The 17,835-nt window shown below is 61.3% G+C and carries 18 protein-coding genes and 1 pseudogene; 8 read left to right on the plus strand and 11 right to left on the minus strand.

Features of this window, described 5'->3' with window-relative positions; translation table 11 throughout:
- Positions 1-17: 17 nt before the first annotated feature.
- A complete protein-coding gene (gene nagE, locus GH665_RS01660) occupies positions 18-1,796 on the plus strand; it encodes an N-acetylglucosamine-specific PTS transporter subunit IIBC (protein WP_153134409.1) in 1,779 nt (592 codons plus the stop codon).
- Positions 1,797-1,933: 137 nt separating this feature from the next.
- Here the strand turns inward: nagE and cydX are convergent, their stop codons facing one another.
- The 5 genes from cydX to rpoH all read right to left on the minus strand — a co-directional run bounded on the left by cydX (position 1,934) and on the right by rpoH (position 6,387).
- Positions 1,934-2,050 (minus strand): cytochrome bd-I oxidase subunit CydX, encoded by a 117-nt coding sequence (gene cydX, locus GH665_RS01665; protein WP_028199063.1) that lies wholly within the window; start codon positions 2,048-2,050, stop codon positions 1,934-1,936.
- Between the two features lie 28 nt (positions 2,051-2,078).
- Positions 2,079-3,215, minus strand: coding sequence for a cytochrome d ubiquinol oxidase subunit II (gene cydB, locus GH665_RS01670; RefSeq protein ID WP_153134410.1), 1,137 nt, complete (start codon positions 3,213-3,215; stop codon positions 2,079-2,081).
- Positions 3,216-3,249: 34 nt separating this feature from the next.
- Positions 3,250-4,839: a cytochrome ubiquinol oxidase subunit I gene (locus GH665_RS01675; protein ID WP_153134411.1), complete on the minus strand. Its 1,590-nt coding sequence runs from the start codon at positions 4,837-4,839 to the stop codon at positions 3,250-3,252.
- Positions 4,829-5,089, minus strand: coding sequence for a cytochrome oxidase putative small subunit CydP (gene cydP, locus GH665_RS01680; RefSeq protein ID WP_153134412.1), 261 nt, complete (start codon positions 5,087-5,089; stop codon positions 4,829-4,831). The genes GH665_RS01675 and cydP overlap by 11 nt, the downstream gene beginning before the upstream one ends.
- 362 nt (positions 5,090-5,451) lie before the next feature.
- Positions 5,452-6,387, minus strand: a complete 936-nt coding sequence (rpoH, locus tag GH665_RS01685; RefSeq protein ID WP_030099933.1) for an RNA polymerase sigma factor RpoH — start codon at positions 6,385-6,387, stop codon at positions 5,452-5,454.
- Positions 6,388-6,748: 361 nt separating this feature from the next.
- On the opposite strand from rpoH, the gene GH665_RS01690 reads away from it, so the two are divergent.
- The gene (locus GH665_RS01690) at positions 6,749-7,312 is read left to right on the plus strand and encodes an acyloxyacyl hydrolase (protein ID WP_153134413.1); all 564 of its coding nucleotides are present in this window, start codon (positions 6,749-6,751) and stop codon (positions 7,310-7,312) included.
- A 43-nt stretch (positions 7,313-7,355) separates the two neighbouring features.
- The gene (locus GH665_RS01695) at positions 7,356-7,739 is read left to right on the plus strand and encodes a nuclear transport factor 2 family protein (protein ID WP_028199069.1); all 384 of its coding nucleotides are present in this window, start codon (positions 7,356-7,358) and stop codon (positions 7,737-7,739) included.
- 181 nt (positions 7,740-7,920) lie between these two features.
- Here the strand turns inward: GH665_RS01695 and GH665_RS01700 are convergent.
- Together GH665_RS01700 and ybiB are read right to left on the minus strand one after the other, a co-directional pair.
- A pseudogene (locus GH665_RS01700) lies at positions 7,921-8,904 on the minus strand (2-isopropylmalate synthase); the annotation flags it as partial.
- A gap of 535 nt (positions 8,905-9,439) precedes the next feature.
- Positions 9,440-10,411 carry a DNA-binding protein YbiB gene (gene ybiB / locus GH665_RS01705; protein WP_153134415.1) on the minus strand — a complete coding sequence of 324 codons (972 nt, stop codon included), beginning with the start codon at positions 10,409-10,411 and terminating at the stop codon, positions 9,440-9,442.
- Between the two features lie 241 nt (positions 10,412-10,652).
- Between ybiB and GH665_RS01710 the strand changes: the two genes are divergently transcribed.
- Positions 10,653-11,351 (plus strand): fumarylacetoacetate hydrolase family protein, encoded by a 699-nt coding sequence (locus GH665_RS01710; protein ID WP_153134416.1) that lies wholly within the window; start codon positions 10,653-10,655, stop codon positions 11,349-11,351.
- A 25-nt stretch (positions 11,352-11,376) separates the two neighbouring features.
- Positions 11,377-12,021: a maleylacetoacetate isomerase gene (gene maiA, locus GH665_RS01715; protein WP_153134417.1), complete on the plus strand. Its 645-nt coding sequence runs from the start codon at positions 11,377-11,379 to the stop codon at positions 12,019-12,021.
- Positions 12,022-12,096: 75 nt separating this feature from the next.
- Here the strand turns inward: maiA and ftsY are convergent, their stop codons facing one another.
- The gene (gene ftsY / locus GH665_RS01720) at positions 12,097-13,275 is read right to left on the minus strand and encodes a signal recognition particle-docking protein FtsY (protein ID WP_153134418.1); all 1,179 of its coding nucleotides are present in this window, start codon (positions 13,273-13,275) and stop codon (positions 12,097-12,099) included.
- Between the two features lie 239 nt (positions 13,276-13,514).
- Here ftsY and rsmD point away from each other — a divergent pair, with 239 nt between their 5' ends.
- The 3 genes from rsmD to GH665_RS01735 all read left to right on the plus strand — a co-directional run bounded on the left by rsmD (position 13,515) and on the right by GH665_RS01735 (position 15,078).
- Positions 13,515-14,129 (plus strand): 16S rRNA (guanine(966)-N(2))-methyltransferase RsmD, encoded by a 615-nt coding sequence (gene rsmD / locus GH665_RS01725; protein WP_153134419.1) that lies wholly within the window; start codon positions 13,515-13,517, stop codon positions 14,127-14,129.
- Between the two features lie 112 nt (positions 14,130-14,241).
- Entirely contained in the window at positions 14,242-14,757 is a 516-nt protein-coding gene (gene coaD, locus GH665_RS01730; RefSeq protein WP_153134420.1) for a pantetheine-phosphate adenylyltransferase, read from the plus strand.
- A 63-nt stretch (positions 14,758-14,820) separates the two neighbouring features.
- On the plus strand, positions 14,821-15,078 hold the full coding sequence (locus tag GH665_RS01735) for a YfhL family 4Fe-4S dicluster ferredoxin (protein ID WP_028199076.1): 258 nt from the start codon (positions 14,821-14,823) through the stop codon (positions 15,076-15,078).
- Between the two features lie 103 nt (positions 15,079-15,181).
- On the opposite strand, the gene hisC is transcribed toward GH665_RS01735, so the two are convergent.
- The 3 genes from hisC to GH665_RS01750 all read right to left on the minus strand — a co-directional run bounded on the left by hisC (position 15,182) and on the right by GH665_RS01750 (position 17,709).
- Positions 15,182-16,261, minus strand: coding sequence for a histidinol-phosphate transaminase (gene hisC, locus GH665_RS01740; protein WP_153134421.1), 1,080 nt, complete (start codon positions 16,259-16,261; stop codon positions 15,182-15,184).
- 75 nt (positions 16,262-16,336) lie between these two features.
- Positions 16,337-16,939 (minus strand): aminoacyl-tRNA hydrolase, encoded by a 603-nt coding sequence (gene pth / locus GH665_RS01745; RefSeq protein ID WP_028199078.1) that lies wholly within the window; start codon positions 16,937-16,939, stop codon positions 16,337-16,339.
- A gap of 149 nt (positions 16,940-17,088) precedes the next feature.
- On the minus strand, positions 17,089-17,709 hold the full coding sequence (locus tag GH665_RS01750; RefSeq protein WP_153134422.1) for a 50S ribosomal protein L25/general stress protein Ctc: 621 nt from the start codon (positions 17,707-17,709) through the stop codon (positions 17,089-17,091).
- Positions 17,710-17,835: the final 126 nt, after the last annotated feature.

Consider the following 17,835-nt stretch of genomic DNA (forward strand, 5'->3'; position numbering starts at 1 on the left):
AAGGATTGGAGGTGTCAATGGATGGGAATCCGTTTCTGAAGATTCAGCGCCTGGGCCGGGCGCTGATGTTGCCGATTGCAGTGCTGCCGGTTGCCGGCTTGCTGCTGCGATTGGGCCAACCCGATGTGTTCAACATCAAGATGATCGCCGACGCCGGCGGCGCGATCTTCGACAACCTGCCGTTGCTGTTCGCAATCGGCGTGGCGGTTGGCTTCGCGAAAGATAACAACGGCGTGGCGGGTCTCGCGGGTGCGATCGGTTATCTGATCGAAATCGCGGTGATGAAGGACATCAACGACAAGCTCAACATGGGCGTGTTGTCCGGGATCGTGGCGGGTATCGTCGCGGGCTTGCTGTACAACAAGTACAAGGACATCAAGCTGCCTGACTACCTCGCATTCTTCGGAGGGAAACGCTTCGTGCCGATTGTCACCGGCGTGGTCTGTCTGGTGATAGGCATTGTGTTCGGCTACGTATGGCAGCCGGTGCAAGGCGTGATCGACACGGCCGGTCATTGGCTGACCACCGCGGGTGCGCTCGGTGCGTTCGTGTTCGGTGTGCTGAACCGTTTGCTGCTCGTCACGGGTCTGCATCACATTCTCAATTCGCTGACGTGGTTCGTGTTCGGCACCTTCACGCCGCCAGGCGGTGTTCCGGTGACGGGCGACCTGCATCGCTTCTTTGCGGGCGACCCGACTGCGGGCACGTTCATGACGGGCTTCTTCCCGGTCATGATGTTCGGCCTGCCGGCCGCGTGTCTTGCGATGTATCACGAGGCACCGAAAGAGCGTCGCGCGATGGTGTTCGGCCTGCTGGCCTCGATGGCGCTCACCTCGTTCCTGACGGGCGTGACCGAGCCGATCGAATTCAGCTTCATGTTCCTCGCACCGGTGCTGTATGCGATCCATGCGGTGCTGACGGGCTTGTCGCTGGCAATCTGCTCGGCGCTCGGGATTCATCTCGGCTTTACCTTCTCGGCCGGCTTTATCGACTACGTGCTGAACTACGGCTTGTCGACCAAGGGCTGGTGGGCGATTCCGCTCGGCGTTGTGTACGCGGTGGTGTACTACGGCCTGTTCCGCTTCTTCATCCGCAAGTTCAACATGGCGACGCCGGGTCGTGAACCCGCCGCTGAAGAAGAACAGATCGAGTCGTTCGAGGCTGGCGGTTTTGTGTCGCCGGTTGCGGGCGCCGCGGTGCCGCGTGCGCAGCGTTATATCGCTGCGCTGGGTGGTGCGTCGAATCTTTCAGTGGTGGATGCCTGCACGACGCGTCTGCGTCTGTCGGTGGTCGATGCCAACAAGGTCTCGGAAAGCGAGCTGAAGACGATCGGCGCGCGTGGTGTGCTCAAGCGCGGTGCGACTAACGTGCAGGTGATTATCGGACCTGAAGCGGACATCATCGCCGATGAAATTCGTACGGTGATCGCACAAGGCGGTGGCGAAGCGGTGAAGCCGGCAGTTGCGGCCGCGCCTGCTGTTGCTGCGGCTCCGGTGGCGGCTGCAAGCGGTGCCCAGAGCGGTGCGCTCGACCCGGACCCGATGCGTTGGCTCGCCGTGTTCGGCGGCGCGGGCAACGTTGTTTCGCTGGATGCGGTGGCGGCAACGCGTCTGCGTATCGTGGTTCGCGATCCGTCGGCGGTTGATCGTCAACGTCTCGCTACGCTCGACACGGCGTGGGTTTCGGCCGACACGTTTCACATCGTAGTGGGTGACGCAGCCCAGCGTTACGCCGCACAACTGGCGACGCGTCTGTCGCCCGGTGCGGGTGCCGGTACGGCGCCGCAACCCGCGTAATCGCATCAAGACTTCGAGCTGAGCTGACTTCGGTCTTCCGTCGAGCTTCGTCGAAGTAAGGACGCGAACAAAAAAGCGGCACCTTGGATCAAGGTGCCGCTTTTGCGTTTACCGGTGCTCAACTGGCAATGGATGCATCAACGTGCTTTCTGCTTGCCCGCTTCCAGAGGCCGGCGCGATTCCAGCCACATCACGTTGATTACGCCGAACGCCAACGCCACGCCAATGCCGAGAAGCCAACTGAAGTACCACATCACAAACTCCTGTTATCCGTATTCCTGATCAATACATCGAATGATGATTTTCCTTGAGCGCCGCGGCGGTAACCTTGCCTCGCATCACGCGATACACCCAGCTCGTGTAGATCAGGATGATCGGCAGGAAGATGATCACGGCGACGAGCATGATCTGCAGCGTCATGCGGCTCGAGGTCGAGTCCCACACCGTGAGACTGCTGCGGCCGTCGAGCGAGGAGGGCATGATGAATGGGAACATCGAGAAGCCCGCCGTCAGAATCACGCCGATGACCATCAGCGAAGTCGACAGGAAGGCGCTCTTTTCAAAGCGTGAGCGCGCCAGCAACAAGGCGAGTACGCCACCGGCAATGCCCGCCACCGGCGCGGCCACCATCCACGGATAGTGCGCGTAGTTGTTGAGCCAAAGGCCAGGTGCGCCGATCACGTTCTTCAGCAGCGGATTGGCCACCGTGTCTAGCGGCGCGGCGTCGACGATCTGATAGCCGCCGATCATCGTGGCGATAAGCGCGCCCGCGAGCAGGAACAGCACCACGGCGGCGAGCGAAGCGATCCGCAGCGCGAGCGATGCACGCTCGGCGACGACGTCGTCCGCTTTCATCTTCACGAAGGCCGCACCGTGCGCGGCCAGCATCGACACACTGACGAGCCCGCACAGCACGGCGAACGGGTTGAGCAGTGCGAAGAAACCGCCGTGATACGTGACGCGCAGATCGGTGTCGAACGAGAACGGCACGCCTTGCAGCAGGTTGCCGAACGCCACACCGAACACCAGCGCGGGTACAAAACCGCCGACAAACAACGCCCAATCCCATGCGCTGCGCCAGCGCGGGTCTTCACGTTTGCTGCGGTAGTCGAAGCCGACCGGCCGGAAGAACAGTGAGAACAGCACCAGCAGCATCGCGAAGTAGAAGCCCGAGAAGGACGCGGCGTACACCAGCGGCCACGCGGCGAACATCGCGCCGCCCGCGGTGATGAGCCACACCTGATTGCCTTCCCACGTTGCGCCAACCGTGTTCACGACAATGCGCCGCTCCGCGTCGGTTTTGGCGATGAACGGCAGCAGAATCGCCGCGCCCATGTCGAAGCCGTCGGTGAGCGCGAAGCCGATCAGCAGCACGCCGATCAACACCCACCAGATCAGTTTGAGGGTTGCGTAATCCATGATGATCTTTCCCTTGGAACAGAGTGGCGGCGAATCATGCGGCCGTGTTGGTCGGCAGCGGCTGATTCAGCGGCTGTTCGTGGTGATAGCGCCCAGTGTGCAGCGACGAAGGGCCGAGTCGCGCGTACTTGAACATCAACATGATTTCGATGATGAATAGCACTGTGTAGAACACGACGAAGCCGGCAATGCTCAGGTAGAGATCGCCCGGCGTCAGGCTCGAGGCGGACAAGGCGGTCGGCAGAATACCGGCGATGGTCCACGGCTGACGGCCCACTTCAGCCACAATCCAGCCGAACTCAGCCGCAAGCCACGGCAACGGAATGGCCCACACGGCCCAGCGCAGGAACCAGCGGCGCTTCTCCAGCAGCAGCGAGCGCTGCGCGCAGAACCAGAACGCCAGTACAAAGGTCGCGAGGAACAGGATGCCGAGGCCGACCATCAGGCGGAACGAGAAGAACACGGGTGCCACCGGCGGGATGGTCTTTTTGGCGGCCTGCGCGATCTGATCCGGCGTGGCATCGGTGACGTTCGGCGTGAACTGCTTGAGCATCAGGCCGTAGCCGAGATCTTCTTTGTGCGCGTCAAAAGCGGCTTTGGCTTCGTCCGTGGCGTCGCCGAGCTTGAGCTTCTGCAACGCGGCGTAGGCGAGCATGCCGTTCTTGATGCGCACTTCGTTCTGCGCCATCAGGTCTTTCAGGCCGAGTACCGGTTCGTCGATCGAGCGCGTGGCGATGAGGCCGAGCGCATACGGAATGCGGATCGCATAGTCGGTGCGTTCTTCCTTCTGGTTCGGAATGCCGAAGATCGTGAACGGCGCGGGTGCGGGTGCCGTTTCCCATTCGGATTCGATGGCGGCCAGCTTGACCTGCTGAACTTCGCCGGTGCGATAACCGGATTCGTCGCCAAGCACGATCACGCATAACGTCGAGGCCAGGCCGAAGCCGGCGGCAATAGCGAACGAGCGCAACGCAAACTCGGTGTCGCGGCGTTTCAACAGATACCACGACGACACACCGAGCACAAACATCGAGGCGGTCACGTAACCGGCCGATACGGTGTGCACGAACTTCACCTGGGCGACCGGATTGAACAGCACCGAGAAGATGCTGTCGAGCTCCATGCGCATGGTCTGATAGTTAAAGGTTGCACCGACCGGGTTGTTCATCCAGCCGTTGGCCACCAGAATCCACAGCGCCGACAGGTTCGAGCCAAGTGCCACGAGGAACGTGACGATCACGTGCTGAACTCTCGAGAGCCGCTTCCACCCGAAGAAGAACAGGCCGACGAAGGTGGACTCGAGGAAAAACGCCATCAACCCTTCAACGGCCAGCGGCACGCCGAAGATGTCGCCGACATAGTGCGAGTAGTACGACCAGTTGGTGCCGAACTGGAATTCCAGGGTAAGACCGGTGGTGACGCCCATTGCAAAGTTGATGCCGAACAGCTTGCCCCAGAACTGGGTCATGTCTTTGTAGATCTGCTTGCCGGTCATCACATAGACAGACTCCATGATGACGAGCAACCAGGACAGACCGAGCGTGAGTGGCACGAACAGAAAGTGATAAAGCGCCGTGATGGCGAACTGGAGGCGCGACAGTTCTACGACTTCGCTAACGGGCATGTTGATCACCTTGGGACGGATGCGGGGCAGGCACGGACAGCAGCGCCTGCGCGACTTGATCAGGCGGCAGCGACATATGCTCCGCCTGCGGATGATTGAAGAACGCGTACTTGAGCACCATCAGTAATGCGAATTTGATGGCGAGGACGATGGCGATATCCCGTGCCAGCGTCGGACCGCGCGCCCAGGCGGCGAACCGTTTGCGCAGGCTCGGGCGAGGGTTGCTGTTGCGATTCAGGGCTATGGTCATTATCGGTCGAAGGCAACTTCACGCCGGTGAATCCGGCTGGAACCAGGCCACTTGAGTGGTCTGGCAAGTGCATCTCGATTTTAGGATCGAGGACCTTGTACGTATAAGTTCGACGCTGCGGCATTGGGTCGCGAATGTCAGCCCGTGCGAACAGTATTGCTATGAGGTTTGTGATACGTCAAGAAACACATGTTTGAAAGGCATGTTCTTGAGTGAGGGCGACGGGCGTCGCGATTGAGTGCGAGCCTTATTGAGCGGGCACAAAAAAGCCCTGCCTTCTTGCGAGGGCAGGGCTTTGCGGCTAGCCTATGCGCACCGGACTAGCCAGTACGACCAAATGTTTAAGTCCTGGCTTTTAAGCCTTACGCATATTCGGCTAATGCGCCACGCATTTTCTTCATTGCGCTCGCCTCGATCTGGCGAATACGCTCAGCCGACACGCCGAATTCGTCGGCCAGTTCATGCAGCGTCGAGCCACCCGAACCGTCGTCTTCCACCTTCAGCCAGCGTGCTTCGATGATGCGGCGGCTGCGGGCGTCCAGCGCGTCTAGTGCGCTCGCGATACCGTCGCTTTGCAGCTTGTCGCGCTGACGCGAAGCCAGCACTGCAGTCGGCTCGCTATGCGAGTCGGCGAGGTAGGCGATCGGCGCATACGACTCTTCGCCGTCTTCGACCTGACCTTCCAGCGCGATATCGCCGCCGGACAAGCGCGTTTCCATCTCGGCCACTTCTTCGCGCTTCACGTTAAGCTCCTGGGCGAGACCTTCGATCTCGTCCGGCGTGAATGCGCCAAGGCCCTGCTTGTGGCTGCGCAGGTTGAAGAACAGCTTGCGCTGCGCTTTGGTGGTGGCGACCTTCACCATCCGCCAGTTACGCAGAATATATTCGTGGATCTCAGCCTTGATCCAGTGCATGGCATACGACACGAGCCGTACGTTTTGCTCCGGATCGAAGCGCTTCACGGCCTTCATCAGGCCGATATTGCCTTCCTGGATCAGGTCGGCGTGCGGCAGTCCATAACCGAGGTAATTGCGCGCGATCGAGACGACCAGCCGCAGGTGCGACAGGACGAGGCGGCGTGCGGACTCAAGGTTGTCCTGCTCGCGAAATTCGGTGGCGAACTGGCGTTCTTCCGCCGGCGTCAGCATCGGAATCCGATTTACGGCCTGGATGTAGGCGTCGATATTGCCCAGTTGACCGGGCAGCAGCGAGGAATGCGAGAGCGCCAGTGCACCTGCCGAAGCGGCCTTAGCCGACGACGGGCTCAAAGTACTCGGAAGGGTCATTGCATGGCTCACGTAGGAAACTCCTTTGGAATCAGACAAAAGCGTATTCAGTTAACGACTCCAGCGTTGGATGTTAGCACTCTGATTTGCCGAGTGCTAATACTTAGAAGGCGTAGGGGCATCCAAGTTCCGCAAATTCCTATTGAAATTTAGAGTTTGATAGCCAATTGGAGGCTCCGCACTAGATTTTCAAGAGCGCGTATGATTTTCCTAACAAAGCGCTTTCGCTCTCATAAATGACCGATTTTTTCTAAAATTGAAGTGACTAATTGCGAGAATTTGCCTTTCTTCATACGAAGCGCCAGATGTACATTGTCTCTAAAATAGGGACTGTGGTCCGCTGATCAACGTTCGGCTAGCTCTCGGGTGTCCGATGAAGAACAAAAAAAATGCGTTGCGTGGTCTGACTCTAAAAAGCGTTTCGGCGGCTATTCTGTTCACTGCTTCGGGACTGGCTGCAGCTGACCAGTTCGGCGTGCAGATTGCCGGCGGCGTAGGCGATCACCACATTAAAAAACTCGATCTCGGCTTTGTTTGGGATCCGAATCTGACCTGGTGGCAGATCGGCGACTGGCACTTTGCGCTGATCGGCGAAGCGCACGTGGCCTGGTGGCACACCAACGAAGGGAATGTGCACGAAAACATCGGGGAGATCGGTGTGACGCCGATCATTCGCTTCATCAAGGCCGCGGGAGCGATTCGCCCTTATATCGAAGCGGGCGCCGGTGTCCGCCTCCTGACGAGTCCCAGAATTTCTTCTGACCTCACGTTCGCCACAGCGTTCCAGTTCGCCCCCATGGCGGGCGTCGGCCTGCAATTCGGCAGCCACCAGCAGTACGAGGCCGGCTATCGCTTCCAGCATATTTCCAACGGCGGTATCAAAGAGCCCAATCCTGGTATAAATTTCCACCAGCTATATTTGCAATATAACTTCTGACGACCGAGGCCACGTTCGGCTTACCGGTGCAAGGGGCTGAGCAATGGCGGCAAAGATAATCGAAGCGATTCGCGGGCTGGAGCGAGAACGCTTTCGTGCGATGGTCGACGGTGACGGGCAGTTGCTCGATACGCTGCTCGCGGACAACGTGAGCTACGTCCACACGAACGGCAAGCGCGAAACGAAGCGACAGTTCATTGACGGTATTACGGCGGGGCGCCGCCGCTATCGGCAGATCGAGGTGCAGTCGCAAGAGGTGCTGCCGGTGGGGCGCGAGACCTGCGTCGTCACCGGCCGCGCGCTGATCGAAATGGAGGCGAATAACGGGGCGCTGCTGTTTCCGATCGCGTACACGGCGATTCACACCCAGGAAGACGGGCAATGGCGTCTGATCGCGTGGCAGGCGACGCGTTGCGCGATCGAGTGAGAGTGAGCCTTTTGAGCTCACCGTATTTCGCCGCATCGCACCGGTTACGCCTTGTGAGCGCCCGGTGGGCACAAGCCGGCGGGTTGCGCCGCGTGTGCTGAATTGTGGTTGCCCCGTTTCAGGCCGCTCAGGCAGCTGCGCGCTGCAGATCCTCATCGCGCCACACCGGCCTATGCGCCGCATCCCCCGCGTACGGGTGCCGCGGATGCACCGGAATCTGGTTGCAGCGCTCAACCACGCGCCGCACCGCGCCAATATCGGAGAAGTCGAGGCCTGAGTCGACGCCCTGCGCGTGAAGGTTCATCGCGACCGTAACAAGGTCTACGTTACCGGTGCGCTCGCCATTGCCGAACAGACATCCTTCAACGCGATCCGCGCCGGCCAGCAGCGCCAATTCCGTAGCGGCTACGGCGGTACCGCGGTCGTTATGCGGATGCACCGACAGTACGATGCTGTCGCGGTAGCTGAGATTGCGGTCCATCCATTCGATCTGGTCGGCGAACACGTTGGGCGTCGCGGCCTCGACGCTCGCAGGCAGGTTGATGATCATCTTGTGATCGCGCGTGGGCCGCCATGTCTGCGCGACCGCGTCGCATACTTCGCGGGCGTATGGGAGTTCGGTCGTGTTGAAGGTTTCGGGCGAATACTGGAAGATCCAGTGCGTACCGGGCCGCGCCTCGGCGTGCTCCTTGATGATGCGCGTGCCTTCTACCGCGAGCGCCTTGATCTGCTGCTTCGACTGGTTGAAGACGATCTTGCGAAACGACGGGCAGATCGCGTTGTACAGATGCACGATGGCGCGCGGTGCGCCTTCGAGCGCTTCGAACGTGCGCGCGATCAGCTCAGCGCGCGAGGGCACGAACACTTCGATCGTCACGTCGTCGGGAATGCGCTTTTCTTCGATCAGTTTACGGACGAAATCGAAATCGGTTTGCGAGGCCGACGGAAAACCGGCTTCGATCTCCTTGAAGCCGATCGCCACCAGCATTTCGAAGAATTCGAGCTTTTGCGCGGCATTCATCGGTTCGATCAAGGCCTGATTGCCGTCACGCAGATCGGTACTCATCCAGATCGGGGCCTGGTTGATCGTGCGGCTCGGCCATTTACGGCCGGTGAGGCGCACAGCGGGGAAGGGGCGGTATTTCTCAGCGGGATTGCGCAACATGTTGAGCCTCGTTCGTTGTGTCGTATGCGAAAGGGTGTGGCCTCGAGCGGCTGGCGCGCTGCCACGAATGCACGGCGCGCCAGCCGGTGGCTAGCGGCAATAACGAACGGGCGCGAACGAATCCCGTCGTGTTGACGGCGAAAACGAACGTGGATGCTGCCCATGTGACGTGCATTGGATCCTCGCGCTTCGTCCGAACGGTAAACGGACGAATGCAAACGACTACAGGTTGTGAAGAGCTACGGTTGGAGGTGAAACGGGAACTGCGGAACTGCTTTGAAGACCGCGCTTTGGGCAACGCAAGCTGCCAACGCGCGGCGCTACGCCTGGCTTACGCTAGACGTAGCGATAGGGGCCGCGCTAGGCGGCCGGAGGTAATTCGGAGGGTGTTCGGAAGGGAACGCATAGGTCTAATGTATGACGGCTTGCAGCGGCCTGTCAACCCGCGGTCGTCATCTCCTGCGTGCGAGTACGGCGTGTGCGCACGGCGGCGCAAGCGCTGCGTTGCACTCACGCCGGGCACGTTGCGCGGGCGCTACGTGGGCATTTGCGCGACATCCACGATCAACTCCACCTGCCGTTCGATCGCACTCGGCACGGGCGCCTCGCCGCGCAGCACGGCATTGATCCACGCGGCCGTCGTCGCAGCGTCGCGAGCTTCGGGCAAGTCGACTTCCGGCGCGTCGGGCGAAGAGCGCTCATGCGGCACGCGCGTTTCGCAGATGCCGTCATGCAGCCAATCCACCTGCACCTGGCGCCGTGTGTCGGCCACCGCTTCGCCTTCGGTGCCGCGCGCGAGCAGGGCGCCGCCTGTCGCGGCGTCCGGGTGCGTATTGAACAACTGCGTGAGACTGTCACGGTAGGGCGGATGCGTGTAGTTCACGAGCCGCAGCCCCGCAGGCGCGAACGGTTGCAGGATTTTCACCAGCGTGTGCGTGGAATTGCGCACGCCCATTCGCCGGCGCAACGAAAGAAGGTGCGCGAGCTTCGGTGCCAGGACGTCGATCGGTGCGAACGCGAGGCGCCGCTCGGCGAGACCGTCTTCGATATCGGCGTGCGATTGCGCGTGCGGGATCTGCAGATGCGTGAAGATTTCGGCGCTTGTCACGCGGCCCGGATCTTCTGTGACGCCATGCACCAGCACCGGCACACCCTCGCGTGCCAGCAGCAGCGCCAGCAGCGGCACCAGGTTGGGCTGCTTGCGCGCGCCGTTGTAGGTGGGTATCGAGACGGGGCGGAACGCCGCATGCGGCAAATGAACCGGCTCGAACGATGCATGCGCGCTAGCCAGCATGGCGGCGAGTTCGTCGGCGGTTTCGCCCTTCACGCGATACGCGAGCAACACGGCGCCGAGCTCGAGTTCGGCCACGCGGCCGTCGAGCATCGCGGTGTAGAGCGCACGCGTGTCCTCGGCGGTCAGCGCGCGGGCGCCGTTCGGGCCGCGGCCGATTTCCTTGATATAGCGGGCACAGGGGAACGGATTGACGGTATCGGCGGAGTCGGTCATCGGGCGCAGTGGGACGAGGGCGTACCGCCTTAGGGCGGTCGGCCACGGTATTTAAAGGACACTATTCGGTGTGAGTATCGCATCTATGGCGGTCCGGCGGTCCGGCAACCCCGCGAGACGATGCGCCGGGACCGTCGGTCCGCACATGCCCGTGCCGATTGGCTGCAGCGCGCTTTGCCGCGCGTTACACTCGATGTTTTATCGCCGCGCGCGCGGCACAATCCAGAAAACGGAGAACGGGATGAGTTACGTATTTGCACCCGCACCGGTGGTCGCGGTGCCGGTCGTGGGGTCCAGCGAGCAGTTCGCGGTGCGTCGCATCTACTGTGTGGGCCGCAACTACGAGGCGCACGCGCGCGAGATGGGGCACGACCCCGACCGCGAACCGCCGTTCTTCTTTGCCAAGCCGGCCGACGCCGTGCTGTATGTCGCGCCGGGCGCGACTGGCGAATTCCCCTATCCGTCGCTGTCGAAAAACGTTCACTTCGAGATGGAGCTGGTGGCCGCTATCGGCAAAGGCGGCAAGGACATTCCGGCCGAGAGCGCACTCGACCACGTGTACGGCTATGCGCTCGGTCTCGACATGACGCGCCGCGATCTGCAGGCCGAAGCTAAGAAGCTGGGCCGTCCGTGGGATACCGCGAAGGGCTTCGACCACTCGGCGCCGCTCGGCCCGATTCATCCGGTAACGACCGTCGGCCATATCGACAAGGGCGCGATCTGGCTATCGGTGAACGGCGAGGAAAAACAGAATTCAGACGTATCGCAACTGATCTGGTCGGTGGCCGAGACGATCGCCTATCTGTCGACGCTGTTCGAATTGCAACCGGGAGACCTGATTTTCACCGGCACGCCGGAGGGCGTCGGCGCCGTAGTGCAGGGCGACCTCATGAAAGGCGGTGTGGACGGGCTCGGCGAGCTCAGCGTACGCGTTGTCTGAAGCGCGGCTGGAGGAGACCCATAACATGAAGCTTTACAGCTATTTCCGCAGCTCGGCGTCTTATCGCGTGCGTATCGCGCTGAACCTGAAGAATCTGCCATACGACTACGTGCCGGTGCACCTCGTGCGCGACGGCGGCGAGCAGTTGAAGCCCGAGTACCGCAAGGTGAATGTGGACGGCATCGTGCCCACGTTCGTCGACGGTAACGACGTCATGCCGCAGTCGCTCGCGATTATCGAGTATCTGGAGGAAACGCATCCGGAGCCGCCGCTCCTGCCCGGTACGCCGGCCGACCGCGCTTATGTGCGCGCGGTGGCGTTGCAGGTGGCGTGCGAGATTCATCCGCTGAATAATCTGCGCGTGCTGAAGTACCTGAAACACACGCTGCATGTCGACGACGAAGCGAAAGACGCGTGGTACAAGCATTGGGTCGAAGCGGGTTTTGCGACGCTCGAGGCGCATCTGGCAGGCGATCCGCGCACCGGCAAGCTGTGCTTTGGCGACACCCCGACGTTGGCCGATGCGTGTCTGATTCCGCAGGTGTTCAACGCACAGCGCTTCAAGGTCGATACGGCGAAGTTTCCGACCATTCAGCGTATCTACGATCACGCAACGCAACTTGACGCGTTCGCTCGTGCAGCACCGGGTGTTCAACCCGACGCGGAATAATCCGGTGGTTGGAATGAAAAAAGGGCGCTCGAAAGAGCGCCCTTTTTGCTGGTTTCGCGACGAACGCCGCCAGGTTCAACCGCCCAGCAACGCATCCGAAAATTCTTCCGCGCTGAAAGGCTGCAAGTCCTCCACCTTTTCGCCGACGCCGATGAAGTACACCGGGATCGGACGCTGGCGTGCGATTGCCGCGAGAATGCCGCCCTTCGCCGTACCGTCGAGTTTGGTGACGATCAGGCCGGTGAGGCCGAGCGCGTCGTCAAAGGATTTCACCTGCGCGAGCGCATTCTGGCCGGTGTTCGCATCGATCACCAGCAGCACCTCATGCGGCGCGCCATCTTGCGCCTTGCCGATCACGCGCTTCACCTTGCGCAGTTCTTCCATCAGATGCAGCTGGGTCGGCAGACGGCCGGCCGTGTCCGCCATCATGACGTCGATCTTGCGCGCCCGCGCGGCGCCAACCGCGTCGAAAATCACGGCGGCCGGATCGCCGCTTTCCTGCGACACCACCGTAACGTTGTTGCGCTGGCCCCAGATCGCGAGTTGCTCGCGTGCGGCGGCGCGGAAGGTGTCGCCCGCAGCCAGCAGCACCGACTGATCGAAACTTTGCAAATGCTTGGCGAGCTTGCCGATGCTGGTGGTTTTGCCCGCCCCGTTCACGCCTGCGATCATCACGACGAGTGGTTGCGCGTGGCCGAGCATCAGCGATTTTTCCAGCGGCTTCAGCAGGTCGATCAGCAGCGTGCGCAGCGCCGCTTTCACCTGCTGGGGATCGGTGAGACGCTCGGTGCGCACTTTCTCGCGCAACGATTCGAGCAGGAACTCGGTGGCCTCGACGCCGGCATCCGACATCAGCAATGCGGTTTCGAGCTCTTCGTACAAATCCTCGTCGATCTTCGTGCCGACGAAAATGCCGGTCAGGCTCGAACTCGTTTTCGACAAACCAGTTTTCAGGCGAGTGAGCCAGGAGCGCTTGGCGCTCGCGTCCTGCTGGGGCGGCGGGACGATTTCGACGGTTTCGAGCGCGGCCGCTTCAGGTTCATTGGTGGACGGCGCGGCAGCCGGCTGCGTATCGACGCTAGCGGGCACAGCCGGCCGAGGCGCGGGGGGCGTGGCGGGCGCAACTGGCATAACCGGCACAATCGGCGCCTCCGCGGCGGGTTCGGCCGCCAAGGCTTCCGGCGCGGTCTGCGATTCTTCTGGCGCGTTATCGGACTCTTTCGAACCCTTGAATCGTTTGAAAAAGCTGAACATGATCTGGCGTGGTGAGAGCGCGCGCCGATGCGCGCAGCCGGGACAAGCCCGTGGGAGCGGCAGACAGCGTTGCGATGCGGGATGCAAGGCGCTGGAAGCGGCACATTTTATCAGGCGCGCCGCCAGCCGTCGTATTGGCCGAATGGCCAGGCTGGACGCCGCGCGCCCCTGTGGTAACGTTGGCCCTCCAGCCCCCACGCATCGGCGCGCGGGCCCTCTTATTACGTATTCGAAACTGCATGCCCCGTTCTGCTCCCTCACGCGCCCACGGCGCCTCGTCCAAAGGCGGCAAGCCGCACGCCATCCGTATCATTGGCGGCGACTGGAAGCGCACACCGCTGCCCGTGCTCGACCTCGACGGCCTGCGCCCCACCCCCGACCGTGTACGCGAAACGCTATTCAACTGGCTTGGCCAACGGCTGGACGGCCAGCGTTGCCTCGATCTGTTCGCCGGCAGCGGTGCGCTCGGCTTCGAGGCCGCCTCGCGCGGTGCGGCACAAGTGCTGATGGTCGAGCGCAACGCACGGGCAGCGAGCCAGTTGCGCGCGAACCAAGGGCGCCTGGCGGCACGTACGATCGAAATCGCGGAAGCCGACGGTTTGCGCCTTGCCGCGAGTCTCGCGCCGGGATCGTTTGACGTGGTTTTCCTCGATCCGCCGTTCGGCGACGACCTGCTCGACAAGGCGCTCGCACTGGCGGTGCCGCTGCTCAGCCCGGAAGGCTTTCTGTACGTGGAGGCGGGCGCTGCGCTCGATCTCGAGGGGAACGAAACACTCGCCGGTTGGGAAATCGTGCGGCAAGGCAAAGCGGGCGCTGTCCACTTTCATTTGCTGCAGCGCGAAAATAAGGAATAATGCGCGTTCCAAAACAAGCGGCGGACAGGTTACTGTCACGCGTGCGGTCGGTGCCAAATGCGTCGCGTGGACGCTTTGACGTGCCCATTTGTCTGAAGAGAGGAGAAGTCTCATGGTAGTCGCCGTGTACCCGGGCACGTTCGACCCGCTGACGCGCGGTCACGAAGACCTCGTTCGACGCGCGTCGAGCATTTTCGACACGCTGGTGGTGGGCGTTGCCGACAGCCGCAACAAGAAGCCGTTTTTCACCCTGAAGGAGCGTCTCGATATCGCTCATGAAGTGCTCGGGCACTACCCGAACGTTCAGGTGATGAGCTTCAAAGGGCTATTGAAAGACTTTGTCCGCAGCAATAACGCGCGGGTGATCGTGCGCGGCCTGCGTGCCGTTTCGGACTTTGAATATGAGTTCCAGATGGCCGGTATGAACCGCTACCTGCTGCCGGACGTCGAAACCATGTTCATGACGCCCTCCGATCAATACCAGTTCATCTCCGGCACCATCGTGCGTGAAATCGCGCAACTGGGCGGCGACGTGAGCAAGTTTGTGTTCCCGTCGGTCGAAAAATGGCTGAAGGAGAAGGTTGCTGCGCTGGATCCGAATGACGGTATCTCGGCGGGACAACCGTAACCGGCGTAAACTAGCGGTTTGACGGATCAAAGCTGGCTTCGGCCGGCGCGAAGTGAGAGAAGTATGGCCTTGATGATTACCGACGAGTGCATCAATTGCGACGTGTGCGAGCCCGAGTGCCCGAACGACGCAATTTCGATGGGCGCGGAAATCTACGTGATCGACCCGAAGAAATGCACCGAGTGTGTCGGCCATTTCGACGAGCCCCAGTGTATTCAGGTGTGTCCGGTCGAGTGCATTCCGCGCGATCCCGAGCATCTGGAGACGGCGGAAGGTTTGATGGCGAAGTATCACGCACTACAGGCTGCGAAGAGCGCCTGAGAGAGCGTTGGATGAGAGAAAACGGCGAGGCGCCTGCCTCGCCGTTTTCTTTTGCGGCAACGTTTTGGGCTACACGCCGGATTAGCCGATCACTGACCGATCTTTATCCGACATACCCGCTGAAAATGTCGCGCAGCGCATCCAGCAGAATGCCGCATTCGGCGTCCGTGCCGACCGAGATACGCAGATGCTGGTCGATTCGCGCCGCCTTGAAGTGGCGCACGAAGATTTCCTTTTCCCTAAGCCGTGCCACGAGCGTTGCTGCGTCGTAGCCGTCGTGGCGCGCGAACAGCAGATTCGCCGCCGACGGCACCACCTCGAAGCCCAGCGCTGTCAAGCCTGCCGCCAGCCGCTCACGGCTGGTAATTACCTTGGCACAGTTGCCGCGGAACCACGCGTCGTCTTCGTATGCTGCGATGGCCGCGACTTGCGCCAGCCGGTCGAGCGGATACGAATTGAAGCTGTCCTTCACGCGGTTCAGTGCGTCGATCAGTTCCGGATTGCCGAATGCGAAGCCGACGCGCATGCCGGCCAGCGAGCGGGACTTCGATACCGTCTGGATTACCAGTAGGTTGGGATAGCGGTCGATCAGAGCGATGGCCGATTCGGCGCCGAAATCGACGTAGGCCTCGTCGATTACCACCACCGATTCGGTGTTTCTTGCCACCAGGCGCTCGATATCGGCGAGCGGCAGCGGTCGTCCGGTCGGCGCGTTCGGGTTCGGGAACAGTACGCCGCCGTTAGGCGCAGTGTAATCGTCGACATGGATGGCGAAGCTGTCGTCGAGTGCGATAGTCCGATAATCGATTTCGAAGAGCCGCGCGTAGGTCGGATAGAAGCTGTAAGTGATATCGGGAAACAGCAGCGGTTTGTCGTGCTTCAGCAAGGCCTGAAAGGTCAGCGCGAGCACTTCGTCCGAACCGTTGCCCGCGAACACCTGCTCCGCGCGAATGCCGTGATAGGCGGCTACCGTTTCGCGTAACTTGCGCGCGCTCGGGTCGGGATAGCGCCGCAGTGACTCCCCCGCGGCGCCCAATTCCTGCCGGATCGCTTCCAGCACGCGCGGCGATGGCGGATAAGGATTTTCGTTGGTATTCAGCTTCACCGGATGCGCAACCGCCGGTTGCTCGCCCGGCACATACGGCGTCAGACGGTGGACGATGTCACTCCAGTAGCGGCTCAAGCGATTCTCCTGTCGATGGCGGTACGGCAAGTCGGGCAAGTCAGGCGATGTGGATGCGGTGGGTGAACCGGCCGTTCAGGGATTGCGATGCAATTGCATCATCGCCCGCTCGAGTTCGCCTTTGATGATTTGCGGCATCACGGCCAATGCCCGTTCGACCGACGCATCGATTACGTCCTGTTCTTCCCGCCGCGGCGGTTTCAGCACGTAATTGGCGACGTCCGGCTTGGCACCGGCTCGCGCGCTTTCGGGAATCAGGTCGCGCGGATGGCCGATGCCGATCCGCAGCCGCCAGTACTGTTGCGAGGACAAATGCGCGGTGATGTCTTTCAGCCCGTTATGGCCGCCGCTGCCGCCGCCGAGCTTCAGCTTGACGCTGCCAGGCGGCATATCGAGTTCGTCGTGCGCGACCAGAATTTCGTCCGGAAGAATTTTGAAGAACTGTGCAAGCGCCACAACGGACTGCCCCGAGCGATTCATATACGTCTGCGGTTCAAGCAGATGCACTTCTTCGCCGTGAAGCCGGGCCTTCGCGTAGAAACCGTGGAAGCGCCGCTCGTCGCGCAGCGTCGTGCCTGCTTCGCGCGCCAGTTGATCGACCAGCCAGAAGCCGGCGTTGTGGCGCGTCGCGGTGTACTCAGCGCCCGGATTGCCGAGCCCGACGATCAGCTTGATCATGATTGTGTAGGTCCATCTGGCCCAGACGTCGAATGCGGCCGAGCCGAAAAAAACCGAAAAAAAAACCCGCCGGGGCGAACCTCGGCGGGTCACATCGACCGTTTCATTGAAACGGCTCGAGAGGATTGCTCGCTCAGTGCCAAAAGGCCTTAGGCAGCCGGCGTTTCGCCTTCGCTTGCAGCAGCGGCGTCGCCTTCAGCGATTGCGCCAGCCGGGATCGTTGCCGAAGCGACGACCGGGTTTTCTGCTTCAACGTGAGCAACCAGCGCCACGCCTGCCGGCAGGACGATGTCCTTGGCGTGCAGCGAGTGACCCGCTTCGATCGTCGCCAGGTCAACTTCGAGGAATTCCGGCAGTGCCGACGGCAGGCACTCGATTTCGATTTCGTTGAGGACGTGCGAGATCACCGCGCTCGACAGCTTCACTGCCGGGTTGGTTTCCTGGTTCATGAAGTGCAGCGGCACCTTGGTGTGCAGCTTCTTCTTCGCGTCGACACGTTGGAAGTCCACGTGCAGCACGAGCTGACGGAACGGGTGGTATTGCACGTCGCGCAGCAGAACCTGTTGCGACTTGCCTGCCACTTCCAATTCGAGGATCGACGAGTGGAAAACTTCTTTCTTCAGCGCGTGCCAAAGTGCGTTGTGGTCCAGTTCGACCAATTGCGTTTCAGCACCAGCGCCATATACGATGCCCGGGGTCTTACCCGAGATACGCAGGCGGCGGCTCGCACCCGTACCTTGCAAAGAACGCTCGAAAGCGACTACTTTCATGTTGAATCTCCAATGCACTGCCCGCGACCAGGCAGTAAAAACGGGGCCTCCAAGCCGTTATGGCTGAGGCCCCAGAGCGATGGCACGAACCTTCGTTCGTTCATGCCAATTGTGCAAAAGCGCAGC

Origin of the sequence: Paraburkholderia agricolaris (assembly GCF_009455635.1) — a bacterium.
In the GTDB taxonomy this organism is placed as follows: domain Bacteria; phylum Pseudomonadota; class Gammaproteobacteria; order Burkholderiales; family Burkholderiaceae; genus Paraburkholderia; species Paraburkholderia agricolaris.

Bases quoted from the DNA above. Each gene is read 5' to 3' on its own strand.
- nagE (WP_153134409.1), top strand. From the start codon at position 18: ATGGATGGGAATCCGTTTCTGAAGATTCAGCGCCTGGGCCGGGCGCTG.
- cydX (WP_028199063.1), bottom strand. From the start codon at position 2,050: ATGTGGTACTTCAGTTGGCTTCTCGGCATTGGCGTGGCGTTGGCGTTC.
- cydB (WP_153134410.1), bottom strand. From the start codon at position 3,215: ATGGATTACGCAACCCTCAAACTGATCTGGTGGGTGTTGATCGGCGTG.
- GH665_RS01675 (WP_153134411.1), bottom strand. From the start codon at position 4,839: ATGCCCGTTAGCGAAGTCGTAGAACTGTCGCGCCTCCAGTTCGCCATC.
- cydP (WP_153134412.1), bottom strand. From the start codon at position 5,089: ATGACCATAGCCCTGAATCGCAACAGCAACCCTCGCCCGAGCCTGCGC.
- GH665_RS01690 (WP_153134413.1), top strand. From the start codon at position 6,749: ATGAAGAACAAAAAAAATGCGTTGCGTGGTCTGACTCTAAAAAGCGTT.
- GH665_RS01695 (WP_028199069.1), top strand. From the start codon at position 7,356: ATGGCGGCAAAGATAATCGAAGCGATTCGCGGGCTGGAGCGAGAACGC.
- ybiB (WP_153134415.1), bottom strand. From the start codon at position 10,411: ATGACCGACTCCGCCGATACCGTCAATCCGTTCCCCTGTGCCCGCTAT.
- GH665_RS01710 (WP_153134416.1), top strand. From the start codon at position 10,653: ATGAGTTACGTATTTGCACCCGCACCGGTGGTCGCGGTGCCGGTCGTG.
- maiA (WP_153134417.1), top strand. From the start codon at position 11,377: ATGAAGCTTTACAGCTATTTCCGCAGCTCGGCGTCTTATCGCGTGCGT.
- ftsY (WP_153134418.1), bottom strand. From the start codon at position 13,275: ATGTTCAGCTTTTTCAAACGATTCAAGGGTTCGAAAGAGTCCGATAAC.
- rsmD (WP_153134419.1), top strand. From the start codon at position 13,515: ATGCCCCGTTCTGCTCCCTCACGCGCCCACGGCGCCTCGTCCAAAGGC.
- coaD (WP_153134420.1), top strand. From the start codon at position 14,242: ATGGTAGTCGCCGTGTACCCGGGCACGTTCGACCCGCTGACGCGCGGT.
- GH665_RS01735 (WP_028199076.1), top strand. From the start codon at position 14,821: ATGGCCTTGATGATTACCGACGAGTGCATCAATTGCGACGTGTGCGAG.
- pth (WP_028199078.1), bottom strand. From the start codon at position 16,939: ATGATCAAGCTGATCGTCGGGCTCGGCAATCCGGGCGCTGAGTACACC.
- GH665_RS01750 (WP_153134422.1), bottom strand. From the start codon at position 17,709: ATGAAAGTAGTCGCTTTCGAGCGTTCTTTGCAAGGTACGGGTGCGAGC.